We start from the raw sequence: 22913 nt of genomic DNA on the forward strand, positions 1-22913 counted from the left end.
GGTTTGTTACCAAAATACACAGGTTTCCTGATCGGGAAAACAACCCGGTTTCTGAATCCCCGCAAGCCCTAAGCAAAAATACTTGGCAACTACAAACTGCTTTTAATGTGACTGAGGCTTGAGTTTTGTTAAAGCCGATCGCGATATTTCTTAGGAGTCACACCGACAATTTTGCAGAATGTCTTGCTAAAATGACTTTGGTCGTGAAATCCGACTTGGTGGGAAATATATTTTATTGATAAATCCGGTTTTTTTAACAACTGTTTTGCTTTTTCAATTCGGCACTGCGTCACGTACTGATGGGGGGTGAATCCAGTCGATTGTTTAAACATACGGCTGAAATGATAAGAACTAATGTTCACTAAATTAGCAAGTTCACTTAAGTGCAAATCTCGGTTTATGAATTCATTAATGTAGTGAATAACTAGCTGCAATTGGCCGGGGTCAAGACCGCCTCCCACATCTCGCCGGTTAGGTTTTTTCGCGCCATAGCGGTGCAGTATGTGCATTGAAAGTGCGTTTTTCAGTGCATCGACATAAAGAGTACCGTTTAATCCGCCTGATTCCAGTTCGGTTTTGAGAGCCCAGGCAATTCCGCTAATCAACGGATCGCGGGTTTGCCATTGCGGTATAATTTCAATGGGATTTAAATTGATCGATTCGCCAACTGTATTGTCGAAGTCGATAGGTTCAAGAGCGATCGCAATAAATTCATAGTCTCCGGCTGCAACTGCCTCGAAATAAGTACCAGCAGCCGCGATGAACATCTGCCCACTTTGCCACGATTCGCTACCGCAGTTTTTCCCGTTCACTGTTCCTTTTAGTGTTGCTGAATTGAGCATCAAGCCAACCGTGTGCTGTTCGAGACAGTGTTCGGGACATTCGTTTGGTGGCTGACAGTGATATTCGACATGAATTCCTTGCCACTTTGCGCCGTGACTCGACAGGATTGCGGGGCGCGGGAGAATCACTTTCATCGCGTCTGTCTTGGCAAAATCAAGAATTAATGGTTTCTGTGGGGACATAGCTGGCACCGACTGGACGAGTTGCTATTTTGTAGTTGACAACTCCTCGCCGTTCTACGGCGAGGATTCTTCTAAACATCCGAGTGCCTTCGGGACTGACCGTCGGGAAACAAATCTGAGTTAAATCTGCAACAGCGTTCCCAGCGTACAAACCTAAAATACTTGACACTCCCCGCGCTTGCATCCACGGTGATTCTTAAGGCATTTCGGCCCTAATATCCTTGTTGCCAAGGTTCCCAAACTCACCACGTTTGCTCTTTGAGCGTGATGATATTTTTTGGGCGTTTAGGTGACAAACACCAAGTTTCGCGGAGTCCCCACGTACTATTTCCAAGGCTCGATCTCTGATGGTTTTTGCTGCACCAATATCAGCGTGTTCGTGATACCCACATTCAACACAGATGAATTTTTCACCCTCTCTATTGGATTTGTCAATGTGTCCACAACTTCTGCATTCAGTGCTGGAGTATTTGGGGCTAACTTTAATTACGACCTTGCCTTGCTTTGCAGCTAAATACTCGATCTTCAGAATCAAATTACCCCAACCCGCATCAGAGATAGCACGGTTCAATCCTTTCTTTCTTGATTGTCCATTTTTAAGAAACCTCCCTGTTTTTTCATCAGTTTTTACTTTACATCGACGCATCATTCCAGTAATATTCAAATCTTCTAAAGCGATTGCGTCAATATTGCGAGACACAATTTTATTCGCAACTTTCCATTGGTGTGCTTGACGTTTGTTACTAATTATTTGATGAAAACGCCCTACTTTTTTAATTGCCTTGTGGCGGTTTTTACTTCCCTTAGCTTTGCGGCTAACCCGTCTCTGTCTGATTTTCAGAGTCCGCTTAGTTTTTTTAGCGGTGGAAAATTTAGGGTTTTCAATCTGATACCCGTCAGACAAATGAACCAATTTAGTAATTCCTAAATCGCATCCTATTATCTTGGTCACTTGTTCGAGAGGTCTAGCCCTGTATTCAGGAACGGATTTATCTTCTATCCTGAGAGAAATATGCCAACCATCTTGACGCTTTCTAACGGTGCAAGCCTTAATGCTAAACCCCTTGGGAATTGGACGCGAGTTATAAAATCGCATCCAACCTAATTTAGGAAGATAGATTTTATTTCCTTGTATTTTTACACCCATTACGCAGGTAAAAGATGTAAAATTACTTCGGTTTTTGAATTTAGGAAAGCCCCTACCTTCAAAGAAATTCTTGTAAGCAGTGTCTAGGCGTTTAACATTCTGCTGTAGAACTGTTGAGTCTACTCCACTGTACCAAGGTCTAGCATTTTTCAGTTGTGGTAGCGCTGTAATCTGAATGTCCGTCGCACTTCGACGGGGATTTTTAGTGTGGCCATCCTTATCAAATCTAGAATCTTTCCAAGGATTCCCAGTTGCACCGTTCTTGCTGACAAAACAAGTTAGCGGTGAAGCTTCGCCACGAGTTGTAATGTTGCAGTAACTACCTTGGATGAATTGTTGATTATATTGGACAATTCTGTCATTCAGACACCAGTTGTAGTGGCTTCTAAGCATATCTACCCAAGCTGACATTTTTGAGGCTTGGCTTTGATTGGGACGCAGCTTGTAAGCAAAGTTGGTCAACAATTGCAGTTCACCTCTTGTCTTTGTCTTGCGTTTAATCTACAGTAGGCGTAAACAAAAGTCAATGAATATGGCTAAATTTTCTCCTGATGAGTACAGACATGAGAGCAACGCCGTCTCTCTACTAAACTATCACTTGGTTTTCATTCCCAAAAAACGAAAAAAGTGTTGACTGGTTCAATTGCTGAGCGACTGCAACAGATTATTTGCGATGTCTGCAATGAAAACCGATGGTGCATCATCACGATGAAGATTAGGCCGGATCACGTTCATCTGTTTATCAATGCTAAGCCAATAGATGACCGGGCTACAATTATCAGGAAGATTAAGGGAAGAGCGTCAATCGATTTTAGATTTTAGATTTTAGATTTTAGAGGCGACCCCACGGATAAATACGTTCGGCAAGTTTCATCTGATACAGGTTTTTTATTTCTGGACGGATGAATCACGTGGCGGGTATCCTGGATGCTTGATTGTCACATCATTTGAGAAAGGAGTTTCCTGAACTCCTTAAATTGCCTACTTTGTGGACACCTACCTATTTTGTTTCGACTGCTGGGAATATTGGCACGGAAACCGTTAAACCCTACATTGAGGCACAAAGAGATTAGGCAGGATAAATCCTGCAAAACCCTTTCATCCCTGGACTAAAGTCACAGGGTTTTCAGGGTATGTTTTATAAAATGTAATACTTACTGGTATTTTACAGAAAAATCATGCACAGACGAGTTTCCCAGATTGCTATTGTACTTTTCCTCCAAGTCGTCCTAGTTCTAGGTGGGTGGGCGCAGCCTGCGGCGGCGCTGACTCCAGAACAGCAGCTATTGAGCGAAGCTTGGCGAATTGTCAATCGCTCTTATGTGGACGACAGCTTTAACTCTCAAAACTGGTGGTCGATTCGCCAAAAAGCTGTCAAGCAACCGCTTAACGACAGACAGCAGACTTACACGGCGATTCAGGGGATGCTGGCGAATCTCGATGACCCGTTCACTCGACTGCTGAAACCCGAACAGTACCGCAGCTTGCAGGTCAACACTTCGGGAGAATTGACCGGTGTGGGGCTGCAAATTGCGATCGACCCCCAGACAAATACCCTGACAGTGGTGGCTCCTTTGGCCGGCTCACCGGCGGATAAAGCTGGTATCCAACCCCTCGATCGCATTCTGAAAATTGATGGCACTCCCACCTCAGAATTGAGCCTAGACGAGGCTGCAACTCGAATGCGCGGCCGCATCGGCACTCCCGTTACCTTGACCTTGGGGCGCGAGGGAAGGGACGCTGCTGAGGACATTGAGCTAGTGCGCGATCGCATTGCTCTGAATCCGGTTTACGCCGAGTTGCAGTCGGGGTCAGAGAATTTGCCGGTGGGCTACATTCGCTTGAGTCAATTCAGCGCTAACGCCACTGAGGAAGTCGCTCACGCGATCGACCGCTTGGAAAAACAAGGAGCCGCCGCCTACATTCTCGATCTGCGGAACAACCCGGGCGGACTGTTGCAAGCAGGGATTGAAATTGCCCGCCTGTGGCTCGATTCCGGGACGATCGTCTACACGGTGAACAGACAAGGCATTCTCGGCAGTTTTGAAGCGTCTGGAGAAGCCCTAACTAACGATCCGCTGATTGTTTTGGTGAACAAGGGAACTGCCAGTGCTAGCGAAATTTTGGCGGGTGCGCTGCAAGATAACGGCAGAGCTCAACTGGTAGGAGAAAAGACTTTTGGCAAAGGGCTGATTCAGTCGCTGTTTGATTTGTCTGACGGTTCCGGGTTGGCTGTGACTGTTGCTAAGTACGAGACGCCTAACCATAAAGATATTAACAAGCTGGGGATTTCGCCCGATCGCGTAGTACCTTTGGAACCCATCGCGCGCGATCAGATTGGCACCGCAGCAGACTTGCAATATCAAGCTGCACTGCAACTACTGAAAGAAAAAACCGTGCTGGCAAAGTCAGTATAAGCCGGAGTTTGCAGTTTTGAGCTTGCTGCTGGGGGTCAATACACAGGTCTAAGTCTGTCTCTGCGTTTGCTTCGCCACGACAGACAAGAATGATCTAAAAAATTTTTTACTTAGGAATGAGAATTAAATAACTTCCACTCTTGAAAGTGGGATGGGCGTCCCGCCCGTCCGTTTTGGACGGGCGGGACGCCCATCCCACAATAACAATTAAAATTGTAAGTTATTTAATTCGCGATCCTTACGAACCATATAAAATTCGGTGAAAAAATATAATTAGGTTTGCAGCATCGGACTTCAGTGCTCAAAAGCTACAATTCCTGATATCGTTTCCCTTCGCATCGGAATAATATTTTTTATCGTGAAATCCTAGCATCCCGCACAGCAAAAAAGTGATGTAACCCAAAATGTTTGGAATTCATCACGATAGCAGGTATTTGACAAGTAGTTCGATCGCATTTCAACCCTTCCAAAACGTCAAATTCAGTCAATCGATTTTAGATTTTAGATTTTAGATTTTAGATTTTAGAATTGAAGCATTGACTTGCGCGAGATAAATACGTTCGGCAAGTTTCATCGGATACAGGTTTTTTATTTTTCCACGGATGAATCCGGGGGCTTGTATCCTGGATGCTTTCAGTGAGTATCATAATGTCGATAAAAATTGCTTGCGGTTGCTCAAAGAGCAGCCGAACCCAACCTTCAGCGCCGTCGGCGACCTATATCGCAGTACAATGAATTTCTCCCAGCAAGTTTTTCAGCAAATACCGAAAAACTATCTTCATCCTCCTCAATCAAAACTTTGGCTGCTGAATCCGCCGCTGGCGATCGCCCGGAACCCCGCAAGCTACGAGAATTTGCGCTTGCTAGCGATATTTCATCTCCCTTAGCAGCGGACATTTCCAAAGGGTTTTCTTCCTCTCCAGGATACAGAATCGGCAGTGTGACAAAAAAAGTCGAACCCACTCCGGGTGAACTTGTGATTTCAATGCTTCCCCCTAGAAATTCCGCCAGTTTTTTGCACAGAGACAATCCCAATCCGGTGCCTTTGACGCGCTTCTGCAAGGGGTTTTCGAGTTGGACAAATTCTTCAAAAATCTGCCTTTGATCGGCTGGGGGAATGCCGATGCCCGTATCTGCTACTGAAAAAGTAACTGTCCCCTCCTCTCCCATTTCCGCCGCAACTCGAACTTCACCTGCTTCGGTAAATTTGAGGGCATTAGAAATCAGATTTCGCAAAATCTGAGAAACTTTTCCCTCGTCGGTGGTGAGGATTGGAAGTTCGAGAGGATCTTCAAAAATTATAGAAACGGCAGAGTTTTGGGGAAGCAGTGGGCGCATCATTCCTCGCAGGGCGCTGAACAAATCTTCGACTTCAAAATCAGCCACGCGAACAGTTAGTTTTCCGGCTTCCACTTTGGCTAAATCTAACGAGTCGTTGACAAGTTCTGCGAGAGATTCTGCGGATTGATAAATGTAATTTACTTGCTTGTCCTGTTCGGCGGAAAGTTCTCCGTCGAGGCGATTTAACAATATTTCGGAAAGGCTCATAATTGCCGTTAGGGGAGTGCGAAACTCGTGGCTCATATTGGAGAGAAAGCTGGTTTTGAGTTCGCTGGCGCGCCGGAGAGATTCGGCTTTATCGTTCAATTCAGCGTAAAGTGCCAGGACTCCGCGATTGGTATCTTCTAGTTGTTGATTTAATTGTACGAGTTCTTCTTGACGCTGGCGGAGTTCGTCTAAAGTGCGTAGTAATTCTTGATTTTGCTGCTGAATTTCGGCATAGGGATCTTCGGGAATTTGGCGCGCTAGTTTGTCAACTAATTGATTTAGTTCGATCGCACTCAGCGCCGGCATATTTTTGGAAAACTGTTTAATTAATTGTACAGCCGTTCCGCGATCGGGCCGAGAGTCGATTTTCACTTCGTCCATCAACCGTTTCGCCGCTGCTAAACCGAGTCCCGCGCCAGTTTGCGATCGAAAATTGGGGCTTAACACAGCCGGTAAATCAGCAATTCCCGGCCCCGTGTCAGAAATCCGAGTCCGAAAAATTTGGGGCGATTCCCCTTCCACAATGAATTCTACTTTGCCACCGCCTGCATATTTGAAAGCATTGCGGGCAATTTCGGAAACTGCTGTGGCGATGCGGGTTTGTACTTGGGAATCGAATCCCAGCCCTTTAGCAATTTGGCGAGCTCTTTGGCGTACTTGTACGATGTCTTGTTCAAAACGGACTTCCGTCGTCAGGATTGGGTAACTCACGCTGCTTCTCTCATCTTGGCTACTATAACTGTCATGTCATCGCGAGTGCGTTTGAAGTCCCGGTAGAGCACGGCTGCGATTAAAGCAGGATGTCTGGAGGCTAAGCCCGGGTAGCGGTTTAAATTCCACTGCGCCGCCAAACCGTCGGAGTGCATGATGAGTAGGGACTGCTGCGACCAAGGATAGACAAATTCTGCTACTTTTCGCATCATATGTCCAACTGTGCCGTTGTAGGAAACCATGCTGCGGCTTTGGTTATCTGTGACAACTACACCGCTGATGTTGCCAATTCCGGCAAAACAAATTGTTTGTTGAGTACGATCGATTTGGGCGATCGCCGCAGCCGCTCCTCTGGTATTTTTTAAAGCAGCGTGCGCCTTCTCTAAAATTGCTTTCGGCCCGAGTTGGGCGTTTTCCTCAAATACCCGCACAGCTTCCTGAGACGCTTCCTGGGCCAAATCCCCGTAGCCGAGCCCGTCTGCAACTAAAATCAGGTTTTTCTCACAGTGATTTTCCGCAGCCCACGAATCGCCGCAAATTTGCTCTCCTACTTTTGGCAAGTGGACGACCCCAAATTCCAAGTAATTGCTATTTTGAGATGCTTCCCGGCTATTTTGGGTCGGTTCCAGTCGCGCTAATAAGGCTGTCCCCAGTTTTGGTACAGAATGAATATCAAAAAAAGTAGAGAGGCGTTGAATTGCCCCCAGTCCAGTTCCAGGGCTTCCCGCTGTAGAAAAACCGTCCCGCAGACACAGCGCGACATTTGCCATGCCCTGCCCCCGATCAAGCGCTAATATTTCAATGCTATATCCTGCCGTTGTTTTTAATGTTCGCAGCAAAATTTCTCCTTCGCGGGCGTGCTTGACCAGGTTTTTTGCTGCTTCGGTGGTAACAATTGCCACTTTACCGCGATCGGTATCGTTAAATTCGACTTCGGCCGCCAGGGCGACTGCGATTCGCCGCGCTTCTCCGACTTGACTTTCTTCTGTTACGGTCAAGGCTAAGGCATCTATCATTTTTTATCAGTTCTCATAATGAAATCCTCCATACGCCAACCCTCTCCGGGTATGGTGTGGGATTCCAAGAATCACTTCTTGGCTTTGCTGGTTACTCTTTATACCAATTTAAAAAATAATACAACTATACGCAAGCTCCAAACCCCGATCGTCCTTACTCATTCCCAATTCTTTAATCTAAAATCTCAACTCTCAAATCGTATTACTTCCTCACCGCCAGCGGACGATCGCAATTTTAGTCCCCTTACCCACTTTAGAAACAATCTCAAATTCGTGCATCAACCGCTTGGAACCACTGAGCCCCAAACCCAAACCCTGATTAGAAGTATAACCGTCAGTCATTGCCAATTCGATGTCTGGAATTCCCGGGCCCTTGTCTTCAAAAATCAGCCTCAGCCCTTTGCGGGTTCCTAATTGCAGCGTTTCGAGAGTTACAGTTCCCCCTTTGCCGTACTCTACAGTATTGCGGGCGAGTTCGCTGGCTGCGGTAACGATTTTCGTTTGGTCTAGTAAACCGAACCCCATTGCTACAGCCCAAGTTCGCACTTGCTGTCGGACGTGGACTATATCGGATGACGATCGGATTTCTAGTGTCTCACGTTTTGACATGGCGGCTACTGTACCAAAATAGAACTTCTCCCCAAAATATAGGACTTACACTCATCAACTTAGTTTCAGCTAATAGGACTTAGGATCGTGGATTAAATAACTTCGTAGGTTGGGTTGAGGAACGAAACCCAACAATCAAGCGTGGCGTTGGGCGGAGCGAAGCGTAGGGTTCGTTCCTCAACCCAACCTACAAAAAATGCAACTTATTTAATTCTCATTCCTTACGCACTTACTACGATTTTCTCTCAAAAGAGAACATAGTGCAGGAATCTCAAACCCTTGATTTAACTCCCTTGAGTGCGTAAGCCCTCTCCTAAGAAATCTTCAGTTTGTCAACAAGGTATCTACAAACAAACAAGGTTTCTTGACTGCCTGTGCCTCAGTTATGGGACAATTAAGCGACTGCTTACGCTTGCTCGTCTACAGACCAACCCAAGGATTTTCTTAACAAAATCATGCCCTTTTCAACGCTTAAAGCTGTGCGAACTCCTGTCAGGGAAAGCCCCAACTCAACGAGCGTAATAGCAACGGCTGGCTGCATCCCGACCACAACTGTTTCCGCATCTAAAATTCGTGACATACTAGCGATATTGTTGATAATGCGACCGATAAAAGAATCAACAATTTCTAGAGAAGAAATTTCTATCAACACACCTTTTACGCCTGTTTTGACAATGCGGTTTGTCAGGTCATCTTGCAGCGTCATTGCTAAGCGATCGTGCATATCTACTTGAATTGTTACTAGCAAAAATTCTCCCATTTGAAGGATTGGTATTCGTTCCACAAATTCACCTATGTGTTAAGCTTTACTAAAATTTTCATCTCAGACTGCAATATGTTTATCTTTCCTCTTTAAGATTTTTTATAGTTAAACCTTGGCGCTGCAACGCCACTTTAAAAGCATCTGCTAAAGTAGCTTTTGTGAGAATATCCTGCAAGTCAACTCCCAAGTGCACTATGGTTTGAGCTATTTGCGGGCGAATGCCACTGATGATGCACTCAGTACCCATTAAACGGGCGGCAGCGACAGTTTTTAATAAATGTTGAGCAACTAAAGTGTCAACAGTCGGCACGCCTGTAATGTCTAAAATCGCAAATTCTGAGCCAGTTTCCATGATTTCTTGCAATAGAGTTTCCATGACTATTTGAGTGCGGGCGCTGTCGAGAGTCCCGATCATGGGTAAAGCGAGAATGCCTTGCCAAAGTTTGACTACGGGTGTTGACAATTCGAGCATTTCTTGCTGCTGGCGTTCGATGACTTCTTCGCGAGCTTTGAGAAAAATTTCTGTCACCCACAGGCCAAGCTGGTCTAATAAACTGGTGGAAAGCCAAAGTTGTTCGACAAGTGCGTCGCGGTTTTGTGTCAGTTCATGACAAAGCCGATCGAACAATGGCTTTTTGAAGCATAAAATGAAACTCGCTATCTCTGAGGGAGTAAAGCCTCTCTGAACACGAGATCGCGAAACTTCTGCTAGCAACACCCGCATATTTTCCCATTCGGGTGTCTGGATGTCGCTAAAATTACCGTGCCCGACTGCAATGTGGAGTAATTGCAGGAACTCTTGACACTCCGAGCGCAATTCTTTGGCTCTCATCAAGTCGTCCCGCCGCAGCCCGGTATTTTGCAGTTCTTTGAGCCAGTCTGCTAGTAACTCTGCTTTGTGTCTTTGTAGGATTTCCGCGATCGTGTTATTGCTTGTGAGTTCCATTAAAATTATCTCCTGCTTAGCAATTGGAATGAAATTGTACGAGCGATTCCCTACGGGATAGCTTCGCACGCGCGTACTTTAGCATTTTTTGATGGGGCAACTTCTGAGTTTAGCTCACTGTTTGCTGTTTGCGATCGAGGGTTAAGTACCTAATTGTAAAATGCGTTTGACGATCGCACTGGTAGAACTCGGAACTTCTATTTCGATCAAGGAAATCTTGCCACCTCCGGCGATAACCGCCGGTGCTTCCGGCAGAGTTTCGACTTGATAGTCGCCTCCTTTAACGTATATATCAGGCTTCAGGATATTTATCAGTTTAGTTGCTGTAATCTCGGAAAAAATTACTACGGCGTCTACTGGTTTGAGAGCGGCTAACACTTCGGCTCGCTGATTTTCCGGTACGATCGGGCGGGGTGGCAATCCCGGCTGCTGCGGTTTGATAGCTTGCACGCTGGCGTCGCTATTCAATCCCACCACCAGCGATCGCCCCAAATTTTTTGCCGCCTGCAAATAGCGGACGTGACCGCAGTGCAGGATATCGAAGCACCCGTTAGTAAACACGAGCGGACGCCACTTGTCGGGATCGGATGCGATCGATCTTTCAAGTTCTCTCAACGTATAAACATCAGAAATCATTGCAGTCCTTACCACCCAATTTGAACAGCGATCAAAATTATCCTACCAAAAAATGTGATTCCTTGCACTTTCGTTATTTAAAAATATATCCTTCAATTTTTCCACTAATTAATAGTTGCCTTTGAGCAAACATTAATTAGCAACTGGTAACTTTTTAGCCAGAAAAGATAACTAAAGATCACCGAGGCTCAAGCAGATTTTCAAAATATAATTTCTAGGTAAAAAACAGCTAATATTTTATAGGTAACTGCCATATCCTGCTGTTGGTAATTGGAGGTAAAAAAGGTTGGTAAACAATTATTTATTCCCGCCCTCTCTTATATCAATTACTATAAGACAAGGGATGAGAGTTCCACCGCATCGGGCAGGCGATCGGGGAGTGAGAGCCCTAGGGGGTGAAACCCAACGAAACGCGCTCCTCCTGTGTCTATAATTTCTGACACCGCCGCGCGAGCGAAAGCTAGTTAAAAGCACCGAACCCAAGCGTGCAGAGCTCATCTTTACGCTGGATTCGTCAGACTATAGAAGAAGCCAGCAGTTGCTTGCTGCCGTTTCTGGGCGCAATCTTGACCAAGCTTTACAGCCAACCCAGAAGCGCACAGCCTCCTGTGTCCAACTGTATATAGCTGTGCAGAAACTCGACCTTTGGGTCGCAACCGCAGCCTGTGAAAACCCAGAGGAAAGTCGAGTTCGGTACCCGAAGCAGCTATTTTGGTGGAAAATAGCTAAACTCGTTCAACAAAATCCACTCAACTACCCCCTTGAATCTAACGGTGTAGAATTATCTAACACGAATTATGAAAGCAAGTAATAGCCGTCAATTTTCTTCAGTAGCTGCTCGAACTCTCAAAGTAGTCGGGATTATCTTAATTCTGTCTGCTTTGCTTGACTGCATTGTTCTGTCGCTGCCGGGAGAAACTTCAGACCTTCTCAATCGAGGCTGGCAGTTGACTGCTGCAACTCAGATAGTTGACAAGGGCATTATTCCTTTGATCGGTATCGCCCTCCTGATGACTGGCTTTTGGGTGGACAGCAGCAGTGGAGTCTCTATTGAGCGACGCAACGTTTGGCTGGACTTGCGATTCTGGGCGCTGTTGATTTCCAGCTTGTTAGGTCTAGTTTACCTATCTCTGGTTCCCGTTCACCTCAACAATACTCGTTTGGAACTCAAGGATGCTCTGGCTCAAGTCGATCAAGAAGCGGGACAAGCGGAAGGTCAACTTGAGGCACAACTTAAAAGCCCTCAATTTAAAGCTCAGGTAGAACAGCTCAAAAGCCAGCGTCGCAGCCAGATAGGAGCGCTGCTGGAAGACGACGGGAAGCTGCAAGAAGCACTCAAGAGTCCAGAGGTTCCCAAGGAATTGAAAGCTGTGCTTGAGCAGTCGAAAAATGACCCGAAAGCCCTCGACAAGTTCCTGGAACAGCAAGCTCAATCACTTCCCACTCAAGCTCGCAACGAGATTCGCACCCGCAAGCAACAAAAAGAGAAAGAGTTAAGAACTCGATCGAGAAATTCGAGTTTGCAGACGGGAATCAACAGTTTGTTGTTAGCGATCGGCTACATTACTGTTGGTTGGACGGGATTGAGAAGCATGGGAATTCTGCGGTTCGGCCGCCGCAAAAATTGACCAGCGCTGGCAGGGATCGCGCTGGTCGAGACATCCCTGAGAAATAGTTTGTTTACCCAATAGTTTGCCCTTACTGAAAGCTGGGAATGTTCTCAATTTATATTCTGACTTACAACGAAGAGATTGATATCGCCGCTTGCATTGAATCGGCACTGCTTTGTGACGATATCATTGTAGTTGATTCTTTCAGCACCGATCGCACCCTTGAGATTGTTCAGAACTATGCCGTGCAAACAGTACAGCACCGCTTTGAAACTCACGGACGCCAGCGGACTTGGATGCTCCAAGAAGTCCCGTGCAAATACGAATGGGTTTACATCCTCGAAGCTGACGAGCGGATGACGCCTGCACTGTTTGCTGAATGCTTAAAGGCGATCGAAACTCAAGAATATATCGGCTATTACGTAGCTGAAAAAGTAATATTTATGGAGCGCTGGATTCGCCGCAGCACTCAATATCCCCGTTATCAAATGCGTCTCTTTCGCAAAGACCGAGTGTGGTTTACGGACTACGGTCACACTGAACGGGAAGTCTGCAACGGGCCTACTCACTTTTTGAAGGAAACTTACCCTCACTATACTTGCAGCAAAGGTCTTTCCCGCTGGATTGAAAAGCACAACCGCTACTCGACTGACGAGGCGGCTGAAACTCTCCGCCAATTAGAAGCGGGTCAAGTAAATTGGTGGGGTTTATTGTTTGGCGCGTCGGAGGTGGAAAGGCGCCGCGCTTTGAAAGATTTTTCTTTGCGCTTGCCTTTGCGGCCTGTGGTGCGCTTTTTCTATATGTATATTTTACTCGGCGGATTTCTTGACGGCCAAGCGGGATTGGCTTGGTGCACGCTGCAAGCTTTTTATGAATATCTAATTTTGCTGAAAGTTTGGGAAATGAAGCATCTACCACTGCCAGCTTTAGAGGTAGCGACAGAACAATCTCTTTCAGAAGTAGTAACAGTTGAGCAGTCAAAAGTTTCTTATAATCTTGGCGCTTCCGATACTCGAAATTAAAAATTGGTAAGAGGTACGCTCGCCTAGCGGTAGTATTTGGAACTTATACCCTCGCCGTTCCCCGCCGATCGGACTCGATGGGTAGCCTAAGTATTTAGAAGAGTTATTATATCCTTTCCCTGTGCATCGAAATTATTCATCTCTCTCTTCTCTTCCTCTGTGATCTCTGCGTACTCTGCGGTTAAATCATTCCGATGCAACCGGAATTAATATTAAACTCCTTAAATCCGAAGAAAGCGAATCCGTTGCAGAACTTCCTTTTTTCGCAACAACAAAACAGAAAAAACCCGGTTTGTCCAAAAAACCGGGTTTCTAAATACCCTCAAAGCTTTAGGTTTAATAAAGCTTTGATTCTTAACTCAAAACTATCACCACTCACAACTTAAAACTGTTGAGATTTTGCTGTTGTTTTTGCCCGATCGAGCTTTAAGATCAACACCCCCAAAGGTGGCAAACACAAGTCGATCGAATAAGCACTGTTGTGGAACCACCACTCCTCAGTCCACTTGCCCCCCAAATTCCCCATATTGCTACCGCCGTATTCCCGCGCGTCGCTGTTAAACAACTCCGTATAGAAACCAGGTTCCGGCACTCCTACGCGATAGTGAGAGTGGGGCTGGGGCGTAAAATTGCACACCGTCACCACAAACTCGTCGCCATCCTTCTCTCGGCGCACAAATGCCACGACACTGTGTCGATTGTCGCTGCAATCAATCCACTCAAACCCATCCTCAGCAAAATCTTGACTGTAAAGTGCCGTTTCGCTGCGGTACAAATTGTTCAAATCTTTAAAAAACAGCTTCAACTTTTGATGAGGCTCGAATTGCAGCAACTGCCACTGCAAATCCCCCCAAACGTTCCACTCGTGCCACTGGCCGAACTCCATCCCCATAAAAATCGTTTTCTTTCCGGGATGAGTAAACATAAAAGTAAACAAACACCGCACGTTTGCAAACTTTTGCCATTCGTCTCCTGGCATTTTCCCGATGATGTGGGCTTTGCCGTGCACTACTTCATCGTGGGACAAAGCCAGCATGAAATTCTCGCTGTGGTTGTACCACATACTGAAAGTTATGTTGTTCTGGTGGAACTGGCGGAACCACGGGTCCATGTGGTAATAGTCGAGCATATCGTGCATCCAACCCATGTTCCACTTCAGGTTGAAACCCAAACCGCCTACATAGGTCGGCCAAGATACCATCGGCCAAGAGGTAGATTCTTCGGCGATCGACAGCGCACCTGGGAAATAGCTAAAAATGACGTGATTCGCCTGACGCAGAAAATCTGCAGCCTCGATATTTTCCCGTCCCCCGTACTGGTTGGTCAGCCATTCTCCCGGTTCGCGACAGTAATCCAAATAAAGCATCGAGGCTACGGCATCTACGCGAATCCCGTCGATGTGGTACTTGTCAAACCAGAACAGAGCGTTTGATACTAGGAAATTCCGCACTTCGTTGCGGCCGTAGTTAAATACTAGGGTTCCCCACTCTTTGTGTTCGCCCTTGCGGGAGTCGGCGTGTTCGTACAAGTGAGTTCCATCAAAGAAAGCCAAGCCGTGGCCGTCTTTGGGGAAATGTCCTGGTACCCAGTCCACCAGTACGCCAATGCCGTTGGCGTGGCACTGGTCAACAAAATACATGAAATCTTCAGGTGTGCCGTAGCGGGAAGTTGGGGCGAAATAACCGGTGACTTGATAGCCCCAAGAACCGTCGAAAGGATGTTCGGCGATGGGCAGCATTTCGATGTGGGTGAATCCCAAATCTTTGACGTATGGTATCAGCCGATCGGCTAATTCCCGGTAAGTCAGAAAGCGCGCCCCGGGATTGAGTTCCGAAACCTGCACGGGGGGTTCTACTTCCCCATTTGGTAGCAGGGCGGGTTCGTCAGTAGCGGCGTGCAGCCAAGAACCGATGTGGCATTCGTAAACCGAAATCGGCTGCGTCAGTGGGTCTGTGTGCCGCCGCTTTTCGATCCAAGCGCTGTCGTGCCAAGTGTAGGTGTCTAAGTCGGTGACAATTGATGCTGTTTTCGGGCGCACTTCTTGCTGGAAACCATAAGGATCGGACTTTTCGTAGGGATGTCCGTCTTGGTTTTTCACTTCGTATTTGTAGGAAGTTCCCACGGATAGTCCCGGAATAAATAATTCCCAGATGCCGTTTTGCGATTTCCGCATTTGATGTTTGCGGCCGTCCCAATAGTTGAAATCTCCTAAAACAGAGACATTGCGAGCATTCGGAGCCCAAACGGCAAAATATACTCCTGTGATGCCGCCTACTTCGGTGAGGTGCGCCCCCAGTTTTTCGTAAATCCGGTGGTGATTGCCTTCTGAGAATAGGTGCTGGTCGAATTCTGTGAGTTTGGGCGATCGAAAGGCGTAGGGATCGTAGATGAAGCGCTCGTGTTCCCCTTCTTTGACCCGCAATTGATAGTTTGCTAGTTCTGGGGTGTCGATCGTACATTCAAAAAAGTGAGGGTGATGCTCTGATTTCATCGGGTATTGGGCCCTGGCCTCCGGCAAAACTACGGATACCGCATCCGCATTCGGCAGATAAGCTCGGACGACCCAGACTTTTTTGCCATTTTCTTCGATCGCGTGAGGGCCTAGCACTTCAAATGGATCGTGGTGCTGATTCCAAACAATGCGGTCAATCTGTTCAAAGGGGACGGTCGCGGGCATAAAACTACTTACCTCAATCTTTTAACTAAATGGCTTTCAAAACCTAGAGCGGCGCTGCACTTTACATTTCGATACATTTTTGATTGCTGATCCTACCACTGATTAGCACGATCTTGACTGCTGCAGATCCAGCGCGCGTCCTTGCACACACTGCAGGCTGTTGCCTTGCCGACGGCCGAGCTGGGGTTTTACTGCTAACATCTAAGTATAGAAATAGTGAACGAACCTGACGGTCAACTGAGTACAGTTAGACCGCAGGCTTCTTTTTCCTTTTTTTCAAAGGCTTTTTTGAGTGACGGAGTTCCCCCGCCACTTTCGTAACTTAGACCAATTCTCTTTATAAGCTTAGCTGAGTTTTTATCTCGATCCAAAGATTCTCCGCATTGACAAGAATGCCAGCGCTCCGACAATTCTTTCGGTACTTTGTTGAGGCAATTCCAGCAATGTTGAGAAGTTCCTCTTGGAGAGACAAACAAAATGCTTTTACCCAATTTCCAGGCGACATATTTTAGGACGCTGGCGAATTGCCCATGAGCAGCATCAAGCATGGATTTATTCAAGCCACTTTTAGCTGACTGACCGTTCGGCAAATAAACCAAATTACCATTTTCAACATCTGTCTTGGGCTGGGCACGTCTAGTTAAATTTTTGACACTCAAGTCTTCAACAACTAAAACCTCACATTTACCGAATAGCTCATGTGCAGTTTTAAACTGAAAATCTAATCGGGATCTAGCTACAAACTGATGGAGTTTGGAAATCTTGTCCTTGATAATCTTCCCAGGCTTAGAACCCTTGACTCTATTAGCTAACTTCGCTTGAAGTTTTGCCAATTTCTGGGCCGACTTCCTCAAAAACCTAGGATTCTCAACTCTCTCGCCATTGGAAAGATAGACGTAATTAGTGATTCCCAGATCGATGCCAACAGTATTTTCGACCGTCGGTTGAATTTCTGCAACCGTTACGGGAACTGTTTTATCTTCTAGCGTCAGGGAGATATACCACCCATCAGCTTCTCTGATAACTGTTCCCGTCTTAACTGTGAACCTTGTTGGTATTGGACGGTGGAAAACCATAGGTACTTGACCTATTTTTGCGAGGTCAATACAAATCCTATTTTGCTCGTCCTTGACAATATCAAGATTGTCTAGTTGAGGATAAGTGAAAGATTTGTAGTAATGAAGCCCTTTGAATCTGGGCTTGCCTCTACGATTGCCATTTGTGTCCGGCGTGGTGAAATTTGAAAAGGAAGTTTCCACCCTGTTGACGACATCTTGCAAGACCTGCGAATCTAACACTTTATAATCAGGGAATAACTTTTTTGTGTTTTTCAGGTCAGCCAGTTGTATGGTTTGCCACTGTACATATCCGCCTTCAATGTTCGAGAAAACGTCACCTTTCCTGGTCAAAGGATTGCCTGACTCATCCTTTTTTCTACCATCCCTAGTTTGCACTCTCGTCAAAGGAATATTTTGATAAATTTCCTCAATCGCGACTATCGAAACAATCAAGGGGCAGGCGTTGATAGGTGTTCTCGTGGCTGACCACCACCTAAATCTATCGCCAAGTCGGTAGTTGTACTGCCGACGACAGAGCTCTAGGTGAGCCACCATCGTTGTTAGTTGGGCTTTTGTGGGTTTGAGGCGGTATTTGTAAGTGAGTTGCATTTTTTAACTTTCTTTTTTCGACCTTTGCATAGTATAGTTTGTGTATGTCCAAAATGCCACACCAAAGATTACCATTTCAACACTTAGGAAGTACATCGAAAATCAAGATACTTCCGAAGATTAATTCATAGTGGCTAAGTCTAATTGTCGGTTTCCGTCCCTCCACCCGACGCTTCTTTCCATCACGCGGGCGTAATTCCCAACGGGGTACTTCGCGCAGCGCTCAGATGTGTCCCCTCTAAATATACCGAGGGACTTCCCGGCTGGTAGTTCAAACAAATTGAAAAATTTATATTTTTTCCCAAATATCCTTGACTTATTTTTTTATATGTGATAGAGAGTTTTTTTAAACTCTTGTCGATTGGCGACTCCCGGAGGGTCAACCCTGTAAGTGTTGGGGAGCAGTTAATAGTTTACCTGGAATTTTCAGGCAGGGAGCATCGCCCGATCGGTAGACTTTCACATCTCGGAGGCTGGGTTGGCCCACAAATCCCGTGAATTTGGGCAATACGCTCAAACAGCGAAGGATGCTTAACTCGGTATTGAGGAATCAAAGCTAAAGGACTCAGTATGGCGACAGCAGCAAGCAATATCTGCCATGCTCAAGGCATCGCCTACCAAACTAGCACCATGCTACGATCGACGGTGCAATAGGTTTAAAGCAGCACTCAGGCGCAACGGGAGCGAGTTTTGCCGAGGCAGGGTTAATACCGAACTGGCGACGCGCCAATTGAATCACTAAACGGGATCAAAACAGACGGGTCGATTTGCTTGCCCGCATCGGCGCGAAACTCGCAGTCAACAAATCGAGTAGCAATGTCGATGCTTTCATCGAGACAGTCTTCGAGCATCCAAGTCTCTGCTTGCTTTCCTCTCGTCTGCGGGCCACAGCGGCGGGGATGGCAAGCGAGACTCCATAGAGTGCAAAATTTGCGTCGAGTCTCGCTTGCCTCCGGTTGATATTCAGTTGAAGCAGCAGCACTGGCAATGTCCTCAAACATCCTGTCACAGGCTTGAGTTTCAAAAGGTGCAGGCCGGGAGTCATTCGATTTTAGATTTTAGATTTTAGATTAAAGAATTGACACCACGGATAAATCCGGGGGCTTGAGGCTGCAAGGATTTTGGATTGATTCCACGGATAAATCACGTGGCCGGTACCATCAAGAAATTATTGGTCAAATTTTCTACTTGAAAGGGAATGCTCCTGTAACGCAGCGAATCAGCGGACTTTGCTGCGGTAACGGGACGTACTGAACTTTAGTAAAAGCAGCAGAGAATCACTAACACCCAACTTGAGACCTAGACCTATGAGATGAAAAAATGCGAGGAGCGAACGATTTTTCACCTGGAGGCTAGGCTCGTTGGGCACCAACTCCGAGATAGCCCTAGTTAGGGCTTTTTAGGAGCAGGGGCAGGGCTAGTAGTTGGAGTAGCCTTTGGAGAGGGAGAAGAAACAGGAGGATTAGTAGTGCCAGCGCCCGGAGAGGGGCTAGGGGAGCTGGGGGTGGTGGTATCTCCTCCGCAGGCGCCGAGGGCTGCTGCCAAGCCCACGACCAAAGTCAAACGAATTAATCCCTTGTTCATAAAAACTCCTTAACATTGAAAACCCATCGCAAGGAAGGGAATAGTGTACTTGAGAAACAATGCTGGCACGAATAGCTCAACGATTCGCTCGTTGATTACAATACTGCATTTATTAATAAATTTCACATAGATTATCGCTAACCAGCAAAGATTTCTTTTTTTTGCCAAATCCTGAAGTCAAAGAGACCAGTGGTAGGATGGGTTGGTTGGCTTGTGAGGTATCCTTGGTAAGGATAACCGATCGAACGCAGATAGCCACTACTGGCGCTCTGGGAGACAAAAAACTCTTAACCTCAATCAAGCTGAAGCTACCCCACTTTACGTATTGGTGAACTTTATGACCGCTGCTATCAGATCCCCGGATTCTCCCCGCTCCCGATCGACCCGCAAGCCCGCTGCTGGCCCAGCCAAAAGCAAAGTTACTTCTATTGCCAAAGCTAGGCGGGCGAAGACAGGGCCGGTATTGCCCAACTACTCGCCAGCAAACGACGAACAGGCGATTGCTCGATCGTCCGCATCGGTGCTGAAAGTCTTGCCCAATCGCCAGCAGCAGCCAGTGTGGTTGCGCTCGCTCCTGCAGGCACAGCGCGCCTCCTCAGTGGTAGCAGTTATGCTTTTGGGCGGTGCTCTGAGTCTCTACGGCTTGACAGTTTACGGCGAGCAGCGCTGGAGTCAGGAGTATCAAAAACTGGAAACTCTGCGCCTCCGGGAACAACAATTGAGTGCTTCTAGTGAAGTCTTGAAACACCAACTTGCTAAAGAAGCCCAAAATCCCGAAACCGGTTTGGCTCCGCAGAATCCTGGGGACACGATTTTCTTGCAGCCGGCCCCTGAAACTCGATCGCCCGTTGCGGCACCAAATTCTGAGCCCGCTCTCCAGAATCGAGCCGGTGTGGAAACACCGCTGGGCTATTAAACCTGTGTCAAAGCGGAGAGCGCCCTCCGGGCCTGAGTGTCCGAGGGCATGAGAATTTGAGGCTCTAATTTCCTTTTTGACTTTTTTCCAAGTCGCGATCGATTTTCAGCTTCCCACCGGAAGTTACAGATTAAAAATAATTAAGACCACTTGAAAAAACAGAATGCAACTTTAGGTGCGATCCAAACCCTGATAGGGACTGCTCATTCCCAAGTCGTGAATTTTATATTTTAAGATTTAAGTTATAAATTATCAATTATACAACGCTCTAACTTGCTATTGAATTTTTAATGCCATGAGCTACGACCCCCGTTTTGACCGCTACAGATCGCCGAATTTCAAACGCACAAAACAGGCGGGCGATTCCCTACGGGATAGCTTCGCCGCGCGTACTGGGTGGAAAAAATCAGCAAAACCTAGAGATTCCGGCAGTTTCGGCAGATCGCCACAACAGACGGCTGCATCTTGGGGGCGACCGGTGGAGCGTTTAAAGCGCAGCAAGTTCCGTTTGTGGGCGGTGTGGGCGGTGTTGATGCTGGGGGGGCTGGGGCTGGCTGTGAATTTGTTTTATTTGCAGGTGACGCGAGCTCCGGCGCTGCGTAAACAAGCTCTTCAGCAGCAAACTCTCAAAACGAAGCCGTTTGTACCGAGACGCCCGATAATTGACCGCGCAGGAAATGTTTTGGCGATCGACAGACAGGTGTACACGCTCTACGCTCACCCGAAGTTATTTAACCACTCGAAGGCGGAAATTGCTGCTAAGTTGGCTCCGATGCTGGCGATCGAACTGACTCCGGGCACTACGTCGGAAACTGAATTGATACGTAGGTTTAATCTTGCTGAAAGCGGTATTACAATTGCGGAGTCTCTACCTCAAGAGGTTGCCGATCGCGTCGCTGGGATGCAAATTAAAGAGAGTCTGGTGGATGGCTTGGAGTTGCTGCGTCAGCAGCAGCGTTTTTACCCACAGCAGGAGTTGGCGGCGGATATCCTCGGTTATGTGGATGGGGAACGGAAGGGACAAGCTGGGGTGGAATACAGCCAGCAGAATTTGTTGGAACGATCGATGCCGTCGATTCAGTTTAGCAGGTCGAGCAATGGGAATTGGGTTCCCGATCGGCTGACGGCGGGATTTGTGCAGCTTGATGACTTGAAATTGCAATTGACGATCGACAGTCGCTTGCAGCGGGCGGCCCGAAGTGCCCTCAAGGAAAAAATGAAGCAACACGATGCGAAGCGGGGCACAGTGATTGTGATGGATGCCAGTAACGGGGAATTGCTGTCAGTTGTGGCGGAACCTTCTTATGACCCGAATCAATATTTTAATTTCGATTTGTCGCGCTATAAAAATTGGGCTGTAACTGATGTTTATGAGCCTGGTTCGACTTTTAAAGCGATTAATGTGGCGATCGCTCTGGAAGCGGGTGCGGTGAAACCTAATACTGTGTTTAACGATGAAGGTCGGATTTACATGAATCCTTGGACTATCCAAAATTCCGATTACCAAAGAGCAGGCGCGCGCGGCCCTTCGACTGTTACTGAGATTTTGAAACATTCTAGTAATGTGGGGATGGTGCACATGATGAGAACCATGAAACCTTCTCTTTACTATCAAGCTTTAGAAAAACTTGGACTCGGACAAACTGCGGGAACTGATTTGCCTTTTGAAGTAAGCAGTCAACTTAAAAATCGAGAGCAATTTATTAACTCTCCTGTGGAAGTTGCTACTACGGCTTTTGGGCAAGGTTTTTCGATTACTCCGATGCAGTTGGTGCAGCTTAACGGCGCTTTGGCTAATGGTGGCAAGTTGGTGACTCCTCACGTTGTGCGGGGACTTTTTGATAGGGAAGGTGAAGCTTATTGGAAGCTTCCGAGGCCGGTTCCAAAGCAGGTTTTTTCGCCGGAAACTACTAAGCAGGTGTTAGAAATGATGGAAACTGTGGTTGATGGCGGTACGGGGAAAGCTGCACAAATTCCTGGGTATCGGATTGCTGGAAAAACGGGCACGGCTCAAAAAGCTAATGCTGGTGGGGGTTATTCTGACAAGGCGATTATTACTAGCTTTGTGGGGATCATGCCTGTGGAGGCTCCTCGGTATGTGGTTTTGGCGGTGATTGATGAGCCGAAGGAGGGTTCTTCGGGGGGTACGGTGGCGGCGCCGATTGTGGAGTCGGTGATGGAGGCGCTGATTTCTATTGAGAAAATTGCGCCGAGTAAGAAGTAGTTGATTATACAGCATATTCGGTGGTTGATGAAGTAAAGTAGCCGCTATATTTATGTTGTGTGATTTTAATATGTAGGGTGCGGATCTGCGACCTTTTAAATAGAACTTGCAGATTGACGGGTGTATCCGCACCTTACTTAGGAATGAGAATTAAATAACTCCCACTCTTGAAAGTGGGATGGGCGTCCCGCCCGTCCTTTTTGGACGGGCGGGACGCCCATTCCACAATAAAAATTAAAATTGTAAGTTATTTAATTCGCGATCCTTACTACAAGATTGTGTGTACTTCATGAACCTGGAATATGCTGTATCTGAGATGTTGCACCATTCTCAATAAGCCTTTTATGAACAGGCTTTTCTGCCTGTTCCACAAGAAAATTCACTCTTTGCGGAAC

Annotated in this window: 19 protein-coding genes and 2 pseudogenes; 7 read left to right on the top strand and 14 right to left on the bottom strand. The window is 46.8% G+C overall.

Going from position 1 to position 22913, the window contains the following annotated elements:
* Positions 1-128: 128 nt before the first annotated feature.
* From QUB20_RS11880 to QUB20_RS11890, 3 genes are read right to left on the bottom strand one after another with little or no spacing between them, the layout of a single operon-like run.
* Positions 129-1025, bottom strand: coding sequence for an AraC family transcriptional regulator (locus QUB20_RS11880; protein WP_333249226.1), 897 nt, complete (start codon positions 1023-1025; stop codon positions 129-131).
* On the bottom strand, positions 997-1209 hold the full coding sequence (locus tag QUB20_RS11885; protein WP_333051786.1) for a hypothetical protein: 213 nt from the start codon (positions 1207-1209) through the stop codon (positions 997-999). Before QUB20_RS11885 ends, QUB20_RS11880 begins: the two co-directional genes overlap by 29 nt.
* Before the next feature lie 12 nt (positions 1210-1221).
* Positions 1222-2637 carry a transposase gene (locus QUB20_RS11890; protein ID WP_333249229.1) on the bottom strand — a complete coding sequence of 472 codons (1416 nt, stop codon included), beginning with the start codon at positions 2635-2637 and terminating at the stop codon, positions 1222-1224.
* A 150-nt stretch (positions 2638-2787) separates the two neighbouring features.
* Here QUB20_RS11890 and tnpA point away from each other — a divergent pair.
* The 3 genes and pseudogenes from tnpA to ctpA form a co-directional block, all read left to right on the top strand.
* A pseudogene (gene tnpA, locus QUB20_RS28685) lies at positions 2788-2994 on the top strand (IS200/IS605 family transposase); the annotation flags it as partial.
* Positions 2995-3110: 116 nt separating this feature from the next.
* A pseudogene (locus QUB20_RS11895) lies at positions 3111-3245 on the top strand (transposase); the annotation flags it as partial.
* 105 nt (positions 3246-3350) lie between these two features.
* Positions 3351-4589 (top strand): carboxyl-terminal processing protease CtpA, encoded by a 1239-nt coding sequence (ctpA, locus tag QUB20_RS11900; RefSeq protein ID WP_333249233.1) that lies wholly within the window; start codon positions 3351-3353, stop codon positions 4587-4589.
* 353 nt (positions 4590-4942) lie between these two features.
* On the opposite strand, the gene QUB20_RS11905 is transcribed toward ctpA, so the two are convergent.
* The 7 genes from QUB20_RS11905 to rfaE2 form a co-directional block, all read right to left on the bottom strand.
* On the bottom strand, positions 4943-5077 hold the full coding sequence (locus tag QUB20_RS11905; RefSeq protein ID WP_333291373.1) for a hypothetical protein: 135 nt from the start codon (positions 5075-5077) through the stop codon (positions 4943-4945).
* 211 nt (positions 5078-5288) lie between these two features.
* Positions 5289-6848: an ATP-binding protein gene (locus QUB20_RS11910; RefSeq protein WP_333250431.1), complete on the bottom strand. Its 1560-nt coding sequence runs from the start codon at positions 6846-6848 to the stop codon at positions 5289-5291.
* Positions 6845-7864, bottom strand: coding sequence for an ATP-binding SpoIIE family protein phosphatase (locus QUB20_RS11915; protein ID WP_333250428.1), 1020 nt, complete (start codon positions 7862-7864; stop codon positions 6845-6847). The genes QUB20_RS11910 and QUB20_RS11915 overlap by 4 nt, the downstream gene beginning before the upstream one ends.
* 210 nt (positions 7865-8074) lie before the next feature.
* On the bottom strand, positions 8075-8473 hold the full coding sequence (locus QUB20_RS11920) for an anti-sigma regulatory factor (RefSeq protein ID WP_333210020.1): 399 nt from the start codon (positions 8471-8473) through the stop codon (positions 8075-8077).
* Between the two features lie 406 nt (positions 8474-8879).
* Complete coding sequence (locus tag QUB20_RS11925; RefSeq protein WP_006631553.1) at positions 8880-9257, bottom strand: STAS domain-containing protein; 378 nt, start codon at positions 9255-9257, stop codon at positions 8880-8882.
* Positions 9258-9312: 55 nt separating this feature from the next.
* A complete protein-coding gene (locus QUB20_RS11930) occupies positions 9313-10182 on the bottom strand; it encodes an STAS domain-containing protein (RefSeq protein WP_333056896.1) in 870 nt (289 codons plus the stop codon).
* Positions 10183-10323: 141 nt separating this feature from the next.
* Positions 10324-10818 (bottom strand): D-glycero-beta-D-manno-heptose 1-phosphate adenylyltransferase, encoded by a 495-nt coding sequence (gene rfaE2, locus QUB20_RS11935; protein ID WP_333056897.1) that lies wholly within the window; start codon positions 10816-10818, stop codon positions 10324-10326.
* Between the two features lie 797 nt (positions 10819-11615).
* On the opposite strand from rfaE2, the gene hpsJ-B reads away from it, so the two are divergent.
* Positions 11616-12446, top strand: coding sequence for a hormogonium polysaccharide biosynthesis protein HpsJ (hpsJ-B, locus tag QUB20_RS11940; protein ID WP_333211711.1), 831 nt, complete (start codon positions 11616-11618; stop codon positions 12444-12446).
* A gap of 86 nt (positions 12447-12532) precedes the next feature.
* Positions 12533-13450 carry a glycosyltransferase family 2 protein gene (locus tag QUB20_RS11945; protein ID WP_333211713.1) on the top strand — a complete coding sequence of 306 codons (918 nt, stop codon included), beginning with the start codon at positions 12533-12535 and terminating at the stop codon, positions 13448-13450.
* Between the two features lie 382 nt (positions 13451-13832).
* Here the strand turns inward: QUB20_RS11945 and glgB are convergent, their stop codons facing one another.
* The 4 genes from glgB to QUB20_RS11965 form a co-directional block, all read right to left on the bottom strand.
* Positions 13833-16127, bottom strand: a complete 2295-nt coding sequence (gene glgB, locus QUB20_RS11950) for a 1,4-alpha-glucan branching enzyme (RefSeq protein ID WP_333250425.1) — start codon at positions 16125-16127, stop codon at positions 13833-13835.
* A 233-nt stretch (positions 16128-16360) separates the two neighbouring features.
* Positions 16361-17794, bottom strand: a complete 1434-nt coding sequence (locus QUB20_RS11955) for a transposase (protein ID WP_333250423.1) — start codon at positions 17792-17794, stop codon at positions 16361-16363.
* 704 nt (positions 17795-18498) lie between these two features.
* Positions 18499-18795 carry a hypothetical protein gene (locus QUB20_RS11960; protein ID WP_333250421.1) on the bottom strand — a complete coding sequence of 99 codons (297 nt, stop codon included), beginning with the start codon at positions 18793-18795 and terminating at the stop codon, positions 18499-18501.
* 388 nt (positions 18796-19183) lie between these two features.
* On the bottom strand, positions 19184-19378 hold the full coding sequence (locus tag QUB20_RS11965) for a serine protease (RefSeq protein ID WP_333055767.1): 195 nt from the start codon (positions 19376-19378) through the stop codon (positions 19184-19186).
* A 337-nt stretch (positions 19379-19715) separates the two neighbouring features.
* Here QUB20_RS11965 and QUB20_RS11970 point away from each other — a divergent pair, with 337 nt between their 5' ends.
* Together QUB20_RS11970 and QUB20_RS11975 are read left to right on the top strand one after the other, a co-directional pair.
* On the top strand, positions 19716-20294 hold the full coding sequence (locus tag QUB20_RS11970; RefSeq protein WP_333250419.1) for a hypothetical protein: 579 nt from the start codon (positions 19716-19718) through the stop codon (positions 20292-20294).
* A 295-nt stretch (positions 20295-20589) separates the two neighbouring features.
* On the top strand, positions 20590-22518 hold the full coding sequence (locus QUB20_RS11975) for a penicillin-binding protein 2 (RefSeq protein ID WP_333211720.1): 1929 nt from the start codon (positions 20590-20592) through the stop codon (positions 22516-22518).
* The last annotated feature ends 395 nt before the right edge of the window (positions 22519-22913 follow it).

Origin of the sequence: Microcoleus sp. B4-C2 (assembly GCF_036705265.1) — a bacterium.
GTDB lineage: Bacteria > Cyanobacteriota > Cyanobacteriia > Cyanobacteriales > Microcoleaceae > Microcoleus.

Bases quoted from the DNA above. Each gene is read 5' to 3' on its own strand.
- QUB20_RS11945 (WP_333211713.1), top strand. From the start codon at position 12,533: ATGTTCTCAATTTATATTCTGACTTACAACGAAGAGATTGATATCGCC.
- QUB20_RS11970 (WP_333250419.1), top strand. From the start codon at position 19,716: ATGACCGCTGCTATCAGATCCCCGGATTCTCCCCGCTCCCGATCGACC.
- QUB20_RS11915 (WP_333250428.1), bottom strand. From the start codon at position 7,864: ATGATAGATGCCTTAGCCTTGACCGTAACAGAAGAAAGTCAAGTCGGA.
- QUB20_RS11975 (WP_333211720.1), top strand. From the start codon at position 20,590: ATGAGCTACGACCCCCGTTTTGACCGCTACAGATCGCCGAATTTCAAA.
- ctpA (WP_333249233.1), top strand. From the start codon at position 3,351: ATGCACAGACGAGTTTCCCAGATTGCTATTGTACTTTTCCTCCAAGTC.
- QUB20_RS11885 (WP_333051786.1), bottom strand. From the start codon at position 1,209: ATGCAAGCGCGGGGAGTGTCAAGTATTTTAGGTTTGTACGCTGGGAAC.
- glgB (WP_333250425.1), bottom strand. From the start codon at position 16,127: ATGCCCGCGACCGTCCCCTTTGAACAGATTGACCGCATTGTTTGGAAT.
- hpsJ-B (WP_333211711.1), top strand. From the start codon at position 11,616: ATGAAAGCAAGTAATAGCCGTCAATTTTCTTCAGTAGCTGCTCGAACT.
- QUB20_RS11965 (WP_333055767.1), bottom strand. From the start codon at position 19,378: ATGAACAAGGGATTAATTCGTTTGACTTTGGTCGTGGGCTTGGCAGCA.
- QUB20_RS11955 (WP_333250423.1), bottom strand. From the start codon at position 17,794: ATGCAACTCACTTACAAATACCGCCTCAAACCCACAAAAGCCCAACTA.
- QUB20_RS11960 (WP_333250421.1), bottom strand. From the start codon at position 18,795: ATGTTTGAGGACATTGCCAGTGCTGCTGCTTCAACTGAATATCAACCG.
- QUB20_RS11920 (WP_333210020.1), bottom strand. From the start codon at position 8,473: ATGTCAAAACGTGAGACACTAGAAATCCGATCGTCATCCGATATAGTC.
- QUB20_RS11930 (WP_333056896.1), bottom strand. From the start codon at position 10,182: ATGGAACTCACAAGCAATAACACGATCGCGGAAATCCTACAAAGACAC.
- rfaE2 (WP_333056897.1), bottom strand. From the start codon at position 10,818: ATGATTTCTGATGTTTATACGTTGAGAGAACTTGAAAGATCGATCGCA.
- QUB20_RS11880 (WP_333249226.1), bottom strand. From the start codon at position 1,025: ATGTCCCCACAGAAACCATTAATTCTTGATTTTGCCAAGACAGACGCG.